Origin of the sequence: Nitrosomonas supralitoralis (assembly GCF_003011925.2) — a bacterium.
Lineage (GTDB): Bacteria > Pseudomonadota > Gammaproteobacteria > Burkholderiales > Nitrosomonadaceae > Nitrosomonas > Nitrosomonas supralitoralis.
In genome coordinates, this window is the sequence record NZ_PXXU01000077.1 from 1 (window position 1) to 9,683 (window position 9,683).

The 9,683-nt window shown below is 43.1% G+C and carries 9 protein-coding genes and 2 pseudogenes; 6 read left to right on the plus strand and 5 right to left on the minus strand.

Annotated features, from left to right (window positions below):
• Positions 1-169 precede the first annotated feature (169 nt).
• On the plus strand, positions 170-484 hold the full coding sequence (locus C7H79_RS15590; RefSeq protein WP_106708193.1) for a type II toxin-antitoxin system RelE/ParE family toxin: 315 nt from the start codon (positions 170-172) through the stop codon (positions 482-484).
• A complete protein-coding gene (locus C7H79_RS15595) occupies positions 462-794 on the plus strand; it encodes a helix-turn-helix domain-containing protein (protein WP_028462532.1) in 333 nt (110 codons plus the stop codon). The genes C7H79_RS15590 and C7H79_RS15595 overlap by 23 nt, the downstream gene beginning before the upstream one ends.
• A 28-nt stretch (positions 795-822) precedes the next feature.
• Here C7H79_RS15595 and traF read toward each other — a convergent pair whose 3' ends face one another.
• Genes traF through C7H79_RS19310 form a run of 3 tightly spaced genes read right to left on the minus strand, consistent with a single transcriptional unit; the run spans position 823 to position 2,315 of the window.
• Positions 823-1,365, minus strand: a complete 543-nt coding sequence (gene traF, locus C7H79_RS15600; protein WP_106708194.1) for a conjugative transfer signal peptidase TraF — start codon at positions 1,363-1,365, stop codon at positions 823-825.
• Entirely contained in the window at positions 1,362-2,174 is an 813-nt protein-coding gene (locus C7H79_RS15605) for a type IV secretory system conjugative DNA transfer family protein (protein ID WP_445164655.1), read from the minus strand. The genes traF and C7H79_RS15605 overlap by 4 nt, the downstream gene beginning before the upstream one ends.
• A gap of 18 nt (positions 2,175-2,192) precedes the next feature.
• Complete coding sequence (locus C7H79_RS19310; RefSeq protein ID WP_258577652.1) at positions 2,193-2,315, minus strand: hypothetical protein; 123 nt, start codon at positions 2,313-2,315, stop codon at positions 2,193-2,195.
• A gap of 203 nt (positions 2,316-2,518) precedes the next feature.
• On the opposite strand from C7H79_RS19310, the gene C7H79_RS15615 reads away from it, so the two are divergent.
• The 3 genes from C7H79_RS15615 to C7H79_RS15625 all read left to right on the plus strand — a co-directional run bounded on the left by C7H79_RS15615 (position 2,519) and on the right by C7H79_RS15625 (position 6,560).
• Entirely contained in the window at positions 2,519-3,022 is a 504-nt protein-coding gene (locus tag C7H79_RS15615; protein WP_106708195.1) for a DUF4158 domain-containing protein, read from the plus strand.
• Positions 3,023-3,025: 3 nt separating this feature from the next.
• On the plus strand, positions 3,026-5,533 hold the full coding sequence (locus C7H79_RS15620) for a Tn3 family transposase (RefSeq protein WP_258577653.1): 2,508 nt from the start codon (positions 3,026-3,028) through the stop codon (positions 5,531-5,533).
• Positions 5,534-5,681: 148 nt separating this feature from the next.
• The gene (locus tag C7H79_RS15625; RefSeq protein WP_106708197.1) at positions 5,682-6,560 is read left to right on the plus strand and encodes a hypothetical protein; all 879 of its coding nucleotides are present in this window, start codon (positions 5,682-5,684) and stop codon (positions 6,558-6,560) included.
• Here C7H79_RS15625 and C7H79_RS15630 read toward each other — a convergent pair.
• Positions 6,549-7,454 (minus strand): EamA family transporter, encoded by a 906-nt coding sequence (locus tag C7H79_RS15630; RefSeq protein ID WP_106708198.1) that lies wholly within the window; start codon positions 7,452-7,454, stop codon positions 6,549-6,551. The two genes, C7H79_RS15625 and C7H79_RS15630, sit on opposite strands and share 12 nt — an antisense overlap.
• Before the next feature lie 1,015 nt (positions 7,455-8,469).
• Positions 8,470-8,622, minus strand: a pseudogene (locus tag C7H79_RS19710) (IS30 family transposase); the annotation flags it as partial.
• Between the two features lie 223 nt (positions 8,623-8,845).
• Here C7H79_RS19710 and C7H79_RS19570 point away from each other — a divergent pair.
• Positions 8,846-9,136: pseudogene (locus C7H79_RS19570) on the plus strand (transposase); the annotation flags it as partial.
• Between the last annotated feature and the right edge of the window lie 547 nt (positions 9,137-9,683).

The following is a 9,683-nucleotide window of genomic DNA, read 5'->3' on the forward strand; positions in this document are numbered from 1 at the left end:
AAGAGATTATTAAAACTGAGGCGAAACCCCAAGAAAGCTTTATAAGTTGACATTATAGGATATTTCCTATACCCTGGCTCTGTAGATGATAAATTGGTTGTTATGAATATTGCGGAACCCCCCGAAGTTACGGCCTGTTGTATGGCTGGGAAACACCAGAAAAAATATTATGGCGTTTCCAGAGGAAGTCAGGAAGCTGATTGGGGATGAGCTTCAACTTATCCAATTTGGCGGAATACCGAAGGATGCAAAGATTTTTAAGGGTGTTGGTTCAGGGGTCATCGAAATCGCATTAAAATACGACAAAGAGGCATACCGTTGTATTCAGGCCGTCCAGTTAGGAGAAAGAATTTATATTCTCCATGCTTTTCAGAAAAAAGCCAAAAAAGGTATTTCAACGCCAAAACAGGACGTGGATTTGATTAAGCAACGTTACAAGGAAGCAAAGGAGCTAGAGAGCCATGAAAAAACAAGGGAACATTGAATTTGAAAACAGCTCAGGTAATGTTTTTGATGATCTTGGAATAGATAATGCCGAGGAGCTACAAGCGCGCGGCATGGTTGGTTTTCATGTGGTTGAGCTTCTTAAAAGAAAAGATATGAAACAGCGGGAAATTGCTGAACTGTTAGGAATTAAACAAACTGAAGTGTCTCACTTGCTAAACGGCCATTTTAGCCGTTTTACCGTTGATAAATTGCTCGATTTTCTAAAACGGATGAATCAAAAAATAACAATCCAAATAAGCCCTCATAAGCAAGGGGAACCCTATCATAACGTCGCTTTTGACGCTTAAACTGTATTAGTTCGACTAAGCCAGACGCTCACTTACCCCACGTAAAAACCGGCTCAACAACATGTTGAATCTGCAAACCCGCAATCAGTCCAAAATACCGCGCATCAAAAGAATTGGGGTTTACATCGGACATGAGCAGATATTCAGAATCATGCAGCACTCGCACACCCAAACGATATTGCGGCATTTCATGACCATCAATATCCGCGCGGATCTGCGCACTATTAGGCAACAGTTCACCGTTAACCATAATTCCTCCCCCACCGATAGAAACACTGTCCCCGGCTACCGCAAAAACACGTTTCAGCAACATGCCATAACCGCCCGGACAATTACCCGTACTAATGGTGTGCCGTGCCATAGCCATACCAAAAACTTCGTCTTGTGGTGGGCAAAAAGAGACGTATGCGCCCTTCCCTACTGGTTCATCAACAATCTTGTACAAACCCACCGGAAAACTCGGCGTATTATTGTAATAAATACCCGTGAGTCGAAAAACAATACTCAATAGAAATATACCGACACTGACAGACAAAACAATTCCTGCCAGAATATTGCATGTTTTTCTCATGATGATTGGATTATTTTGTCGCTGTAAGCAGGTGCAGGAACAGCAGCACGCGCAGAAAACACAGAATCCTGAAAGTACAATGGCTGCTTGCCATATATAGCAGGATAACCCGCCACATAAATAATCATGTCACCTGGCTTGGTAATTTTGCCTTCAGCATCTTTTTCTGGTGAAGTCATGCGTAAACACTCGTCAGGTGTTAGTAAAGGACGCTGTGTTTCCTGCATGGTTCGCGTCACGTTACCATGCATCACCCCTACCCGCCTACCACTGGTCGTAATCTGCTCCTTGATGACCGTGGTTTGTCCGGTCAGCTTGGATAAATGCTCGGCTGTCTCAATCCGGTTGGGTGGAAAGGCGTTTTGAATATGACAATTGGACGTAATCGCCTCATCGTGGCCGTATCCCGTCTCGCGGCTTTTAAGTTGGTTTATATCTTGGCAGATCAAATAGGCTTTAATACCGTAGCCAGCAATAAACGCCAAGGATTCCTGAAAGATTTCCAGTTTACCCAGACTGGGAAATTCATCGAGCATCAACAAAAGCAGGTGCTTATAGTTCGCAACCGGCTGACCATTCTTAAAATCAAGCCTGTCTGCCAATGTCCGCACAATCATATTCATCATGATGCGCACCAGTGGCCGTAAACGAGTTTTATCGTTAGGCTGCGTCACAATGTATAAACTGACAGGGCTAGCGTTGTGCATCAAATCACGAATTGCAAAATCCGAGTGGCTAATATTGGCTCCATCTGCATAAAGGTACCAAAAGTCCCATAGGATTTGTTTATTCTTGAGAGTTATCACCATGCTCGTTTCTGAGCTGTTTTATGCAGTCTGGTGGAAAATATCGGTAGAAAGCGGCGCGCCCACAATATGGAGCTGGTCGATCACATCGACAACGAAAGGGTAGTTCTCGGTATCTTTGAGTAAAGCCTCGGCGTGTTTCATGGTCCGTTTATTCATTGCTTTTGGTCTGCCACCGCAACAATCACGTTTATTCGCAGCTTTTAGACCGGCTCGCGTGTTTTAGAAGATCAGCTCCCGTTCAAGGAAAACGGCTATAATTTCAGCCCTGAGACCAAGTTTTCAGTGTATGGGCGCGTTCATTCCTAAAACGACCGTTTCTAGAACAATGAATTTAGGAGTTCCCCATGCCGCGAATGCGTATTCTCACCGCAAGCGAACAAGAAACTTTTGATAGACCACCTGTGTTTGATCATCGCGAGCGAAAACAGTATTTCAGTTTGCCAAAAGGATTGATGGACATCGCCACCACGCTACGCTCGCCAATCAGTCAGATTGGTTTTCTTTTGATGTGTGGGTACTTCAAGGCAACAAAACGCTTTTATCTACCGCAGGATTTTCACAAACGCGATATTGAAGCCGTAGCCAGAATTCTGACGCTGCAGAATGTCAATTTCACAGCTGATGGGTATCCGAAGCAAACACGCGCTCGCCATCAGAAGTTTATTCTCGATTTCTATGGGTTCGCCCCCTTCAATGAGAAAGCAAAAACGAGTATTGCTGTTGAAGTTTCCACGATGACACGCGCACATCTCAAACCAAAGTTAATTTTTGACCGCTGCGTCGACTTTCTTATTCAGCAACGCACACAAGTTCCAACTGTGCGGAGCCTGACCGATATAATCCGTTGAGGGATTCAAGCACACAAGGCGAAACTGATAACGCTTATGGAATGTCATCTCACCAATGAGGCGTGTGCACTGCTAGATGGTTTGTTTACCGGACCAGAAAACCAGAATCGCTACCGTTTAACCCTGCTCAAGAAGCTCTCACAATCGACAAAGCCGATGCGAATCAAGGAAAATATTGCAGATTTTGAAACTTTGGCAGAGTTGTACGGCGCACTTAAAAATATTTTATCGATCCTTGACCTCGGCCCTGCCGGCATCCGTTACTTTGCTGGAAGCGTCCTCAAATCACGCATGCTTCAGCTGCAACAACGCGCAGAACCCGACCGTTATATCCACTCGGCAGCATTCATCGCCCACCAGTTTTATCGCATTCAGGATCATCTGGCTGACACATTGCTGAAAGTAATGGCATCGTTCCAAACATCGGTGTCGCGAGAACACAAAGACCATCTGGCGGAAAAACGTATAGATCAGCATAAGGCTTTGAAGACCGCCGTCGATGATCTCGACACATCGGTGTTTGGTTTGATCCGCCAAATTCGTGAGCTAGCAGAAAATAGCGAGCTGTCGGACACGCAGAAGATTATCGAAATCAAATCAGCGCTTGGTCAACAAAAGGCTGGTGCATTCGAACAACTAAAAGCCAATCTGGAAACAACCGGTTCTGATCATAGCTGGTACGACGTGTTGGAAAACCATTCCCTACGCCTACAAAACCGGCTCAGTCCAATACTTAAAGCTGTGACATTTGAACCGAACGACCGTGCGAAACGGCTGATTGTGGCTATGGATCATTTTAAGGTCAATGATGGGAATGTCGGCGACCGTGCCCCGGTTGATTTCCTCGACCCCGATGAGAGGAAAGCATTGATCCGCGCTGACGGTACATTCCGACCTTCGCTCTACAAGGTCTTGTTGTTCCAGCATGTCGCCGGCACCATCAAATCTGGCGATTTAAATCTCGCGCAATCTTACAAATACCGTCCAATGGATACCTATCTCATTGATCGTGATCGTTGGAACCGGGAGAAAGAACATTTGCTTGAACGGGCGGGACTGACCACGTTCGCTAATCCCGGTCCTATTCTCGCAAAGTTGGATGAGGTGCTTTGCTCACAATATCGGGTAACAAATAAGGATGCGGTCAACAATCCGCATCTGAAGTGCCGTGCCGATGGCACGTTTCACATTGCTACCCCGGCGATTGATGCCAGTGAGGCTGATCCTCTTAGCGAATGGTTCCCTCAACGACACGATGTGCCGTTAGCACAAGCTTTGGAAACCATCAACAGTCACAGTGGCATGCTCGATGCGTTCGAGCACTGGCAGCAAACTCATATCCGAAAAACCCCATCACGTCAGGCTCTACTGGCTGGGATTATGGGTCTTGGCTGCGGTATTGGGGTACGCAAAATGGCGAGGATTTCCTCCCGTATTACAGAAAGCGAGCTGGAACACGCCGTCAACTGGCGTTTTTCGCTCGACAACATCCGTGCCGCCAATGATTTTGTGGTCAAGGCCATGGATAAAATGGAACTTCCAAACCTTTATCGTCGAAAAACGGAGACCCTTCATACCGCCAGTGATGGCCAGAAATTTGAAGTGCATGGCGAGAGCATGCACGCCAGCCGCTCATTCAAATACTTTGGACAAGGACAGGGCATCTCCGCATACACCTTTGTCGATGAACGCAATTTCCTTTGGCATTCACTCATGATCAGCGCAGCAGAGCGCGAAAGCGCTTATGTGATCGACGGTCTCATGCACAATGATGTTGTCAAAAGCGACATCCATTCCACCGACACCCACGGCTACACCGAAGCGATTTTCGGCCTTACCCATTTGCTGGGATTTTCTTTCGCCCCGCGCATCAAGGGCATCGGTAAGCAAACTCTTTATATTTTCAAACCGAAAAACAGGGTTGAAAAAGATTGGAAAATCCAACCTGACAAGACCATCAATGACACGCTGATCCGCGAAAACTGGGATGAGCTTTTGCGTCTTGTCACTACCATCAAGCTCAAGGAGAACACAGCCTCCGATATCTTCCGGCGGCTCAATTCCTATTCCCGCCAGCACGCGCTTTATCAGACACTCAAAGCGTTCGGTCAGATCATCAAATCCTTGTTCATCTTGCGCTATATCGACGATTTGGAATTGCGGCAGGCTATCGAGAAGCAGCTCAACAAGGTCGAACTGGCCAATCGGTTCACCCGCGCCGTTGCCGTTGGCAACCCTCGAGAGTTCACGCAGGTCGAAAAGGAAGAGCAAGAGATCGCCGAGGCCTGCAACAGGCTCATTAAAAACAGCATCATCTGCTGGAATTATCTCTATCTTGCTCATCAGCTTGAAAAAGCACCCAATGAAGAAGAAAGAAAAAATCTACTTCAAATCATCATGCGCCACTCGCCTATGACATGGGCACATATCAACATGCTCGGAGAGTACGATTTCTCAGATGAAAAACTTAAAGATTCCGTCGGAATTCTTCCCCTGAAATCAGCCGCCTAAAACATCAATCAATTCGGGAAAACCAAAAATGCCAAAAAGCTGTAACATCAAATCAATGTACAAATCCCTATGGGACTTTTGGTACCTTTATGCAGAATAACCCAATTACGATAAACTCCAATAATTAAATCCTTATGGTAGATTTTTCATGAAAGATGCTAAAGAGAAAGAACCCGTGATTCAAATCAGGGTTCCAGAGTTTAATGAATCGTCATTTTCCGCGATTATGGCTTTATTAATAACAACTATAGTCACTAGTACCATTAATATTTATGTGTATTTGTTAATTTGGCCTCAATTCATAGATGACTGGTCACGCACCTTCCTAATTTTCTATTTGAGTATTTACCTCAGTTTTTGGTTAGTATATTTTCTTTCAAAATCAGGACCTATATTCTTTAGGGTTGGCACATTGAGGCGATTGCTAGTGACAAAGAGTAATCAATGGACCGATGCCGACACAGAGAAAAATGACAAGATAGAGAAAGAATTTATAGAAAAAGCAAAAACGTCTATTACAGCAATGGCAATGTTAGTTGCAGTAGCTTTTTTGGTTATGGTGCAGGCCAAAGCATTTTATAGTGATTTAATATCAACAACAGAAGGAGAGTATTGCGAACAAATCACTTGGTACCTAACAATTCTTGGTTTCGCAATGATGAGCTCCTTAATAGCTTTTATAAGTTTTATTGTATCTGTTGATGCGCTCGACTGTATGTTCAATGGATTTGAAAACCCGGAATTAGAAAATAGACTCCGCCGCTACTTTTACAAAAGCACAATCCACCCTCGTTATTTAGGGTTGGTCTTTTTATTATCTTCAATCATTTTTTTACTTGCTTATATTAATCCTCTTTTAGGTTGCATAGTAATTGGCCTGATAATTACGATCGGTTACCGGCATTGGTTCCCGCCCGTCGAATTATTGAAGAACGGTTGGGATGATACAGCACATAATTCTGGCGGCTTTTGGTTTCGCTTATTTATATTTGTATCACCGCCGATAATACTCATACTATATATTTAATAATTGAGTTAACGATGCGCTTATAAAACAAAACGCAGCTATCCAAATATTAGATGCTATTTTAGTATTTTTGTCAGTTAAGTAATTTACCAAACCTGTCAGAATTAATGAAAACATTGGCCAGAATGCAGTGATAATCACGGACTTGATAACACCAATCACTGCGATTGATTGAAAGAAGCTCATATAAGCAATACCAAAACTGAAAATTCCGTGTAACAGAAATGGCATAAAGGTGGATAAGGATGGAAGTCGTACTTTGCTCTGAACAGCAAATAAAATCCAGAGTAAGAGAGAAATAATTGAAGCTGACGATAACGCATAAAAAGTTTGTTCAATTGCTGTTTCCGGATTGAAGCCAATCCGTACAAATATTTCTCCTATGGACCAAGCCATGGCAGTTAATAAGCCAAACAGTAAACCGAACCAGCTGAGATAGCCTTTAACGGCGCTCCTGCCAAACAATAGCAATCCAGAAATTATTAGCAGGACTGAAACAATGGATTGAAATGACAGTGTTTCGTCAACTATGAGTATTGCGAGAAATATAGAAAATAATGGCTTAACTTTAGCAAATAATGAAGCTAACTCAGTTTGGTTGTTTAATAAATGCGCAGTTATGTAATAAAGTCCTGTTGCAACAGGAAAAGTAAATATTCCTGCTCCTAAAACATAGCCATTATATTCAGCATGAAATTTACTGCCAGATACAAATAGTCCTAAACCAAGTGAAAGGGAGCCAGAAAGCAAAGCCAGAAGCAATCCAAAAAAAAGACATAACAAGAAATTCGAGTGCTGGTAGATTCTATTTATACCCACATTAAGAACAGGAGCGGATAAAGCCCAAAATAGTACGCTAATCAGAGCAAAGCTATATTCTGAAGAATGAATCATCTGGGGCCTATTAACACAAACGAAGCGCTTCGACGATCAAGGCGAAGCTGACAAAAAGACAGAAAAACAATACCCGGTTTTTCGAATCGAGAGAATATGCGTTGATACTTCTTTAGTTGGCAGAATAAACTCCCGATTTCGTCGCGTTTTCTATTATACATGGCTTAATCATATACTCATTGCGATACGGTTAGGCTTGAATGGGGCAGGGAGTATATCTAAAAGACTACTGCACAACTCTCTCGTCAGCGCGATAACCGAATAAAGCACCCCGCCGCAAGCAGCGAGGTATTAAAAGCGCTCTTCAGACTGCTGGTTTTCAACCAGCCTTCGCCCCAAGGGGCGAGAAATTAAACCCGGAAGAGAAATTAACGCTTCGGAAAGGTTCGTCGATAACCAACCGTTGTGGCTCCTCGTGACAGCTAAGTGCCTACTAGGCCAATTTGGCCTGATCGGCGTTTGCTGACTCGATTTCTGCATTCACCACCGCCAAATCAGCATGGTCGGCGCCCCTAGACTAAGCTATATTTAACATACGGTCGAGATCGGTTTTAAGAGAATGGCGGCTGCAGAAAAAAGTCCAAATATAATAATACTTAAATAACACGACCACCATATGCCCTGTGCCCAAATTACTGTTTCACCAGTGAAATATTTATCATTATCCATTGACATAGATTTATAAAGATGCATCATGCGTCTTCCAAACGCTTTGTATGTAAGTTGTATAGAATACATTCCGCCCAATCCCAGCCCCATGACTAGTATATTCGCTGTGCCGAAGACTACTTTATCTATTTCAGAAGATGGGATACTCGTGTTCTGATAGACAAACGACACGATCGCCAGATTTATGAATCCTACAAGAATGGGGATTCGTAACCGATAATACTTGACTGTATCTACGCTTGACCATAGATACTTAAGTAACATATCTTGCCTTGCTATAGTAGTAGCATCAATATGCTCGCCTCTACACATATATTCACCTATAAACCATTTTTAACACGCGGATTCAATTTCGAAGTGCAACGCCTAACGGTGATTTGGTGTAGCGAACCGTCTTTCCGAAGAATACCTCAAACGGGGTTCTGAATCCAAGCACTTTGCGTGGTCGATGATTGAGTCTATCCACCGCCCATTGCACTTGTTCTTGGGTAACCTCAACTGTATGTCGTCAAAGTAATTTGGACGAATGATTGCCTGAATTAAGAGACGTTTTAGCTCATCAGGTTTGAATTATTTAATTGGTTAGCGTAATACATTTGACGTCGTGTGGCTAATGGTCGCCGTTTTATTTTCTCTCGTTCATCCAAAATAGATTGACCGCGACCGTAAAAGATATCGGCGGGTGTCAGATTATTGTATGGCGTCAATTATCTTGGCCGCTTCGCGAAGTCAATGGAACCCAGATCATTCTTCCTGGAAAAGCATTAAAGAAGGACAGCCGGTACCAGAAAGACAAAAAGAGAAAACAATGCAGAAGGCGCGCGGCTATTGAACCCATTATTGGCCACCTGAAGTCGGATTGCCGCATGGCGAGAAACTATTTGAAAGGCGCACTCGGTGACCACATCAATTTACTACTGGCCGCTGTTGCCTGGAATTTGAAACAATGGCTACTGGCCATTGTTTGGCTCTTTTTCCCGTGGAGAAAACTGCAGGTTTCGCGAATTCTTTGATGGAAAAAATCAAATCGTCCCAATTTACCTTTTGTAGACGACCATCTTTTGAAACTGCTGCTCCAAGATAGCGATTGACGGGAATTTTTCAGGGACGACTACTTATGAATAATCAGTCGGTTGTATCTGTCCATTCAATTGCCGATAATTTGTTTTATGTTAAATTGAATAATCGAAGGACTAAGCTAAGAAGGAAAAGTGATAGATTTTCTGCGTTTCTTGATAAGTTGTTTAGTGATGGTCAGAAAACTTGTATTAATCATTAGTACCCTTTCAAAATCAAGCTGGTCTTTAAATATCCCCATATCCGACAAGTTATAACAACTTCTAAGTTGAAGGCTTGTCGGGTTTCTTTTATCGAAATTGAAGTCAATTCAAATTTGTAATGATGTGTTTTTGCTTTTAGGCTGAGAAAATGAACGATCTAATTTATGGTGTGGATAATGAAGAAATTAGAAAAATTACCGGTGAAGATCTGAAAGTAATTAGGAAATGGAAAAAAGGAACAAGGGAAATTCCTGAATCAGCGTTAAGACTTTTAAGGTTA

Bases quoted from the DNA above. Each gene is read 5' to 3' on its own strand.
- C7H79_RS15590 (WP_106708193.1), top strand. From the start codon at position 170: ATGGCGTTTCCAGAGGAAGTCAGGAAGCTGATTGGGGATGAGCTTCAA.
- C7H79_RS15595 (WP_028462532.1), top strand. From the start codon at position 462: ATGAAAAAACAAGGGAACATTGAATTTGAAAACAGCTCAGGTAATGTT.
- traF (WP_106708194.1), bottom strand. From the start codon at position 1,365: ATGAGAAAAACATGCAATATTCTGGCAGGAATTGTTTTGTCTGTCAGT.
- C7H79_RS15605 (WP_445164655.1), bottom strand. From the start codon at position 2,174: ATGGTGATAACTCTCAAGAATAAACAAATCCTATGGGACTTTTGGTAC.
- C7H79_RS19310 (WP_258577652.1), bottom strand. From the start codon at position 2,315: ATGAAACACGCCGAGGCTTTACTCAAAGATACCGAGAACTACCCTTTC.
- C7H79_RS15615 (WP_106708195.1), top strand. From the start codon at position 2,519: ATGCCGCGAATGCGTATTCTCACCGCAAGCGAACAAGAAACTTTTGAT.
- C7H79_RS15625 (WP_106708197.1), top strand. From the start codon at position 5,682: ATGAAAGATGCTAAAGAGAAAGAACCCGTGATTCAAATCAGGGTTCCA.
- C7H79_RS15630 (WP_106708198.1), bottom strand. From the start codon at position 7,454: ATGATTCATTCTTCAGAATATAGCTTTGCTCTGATTAGCGTACTATTT.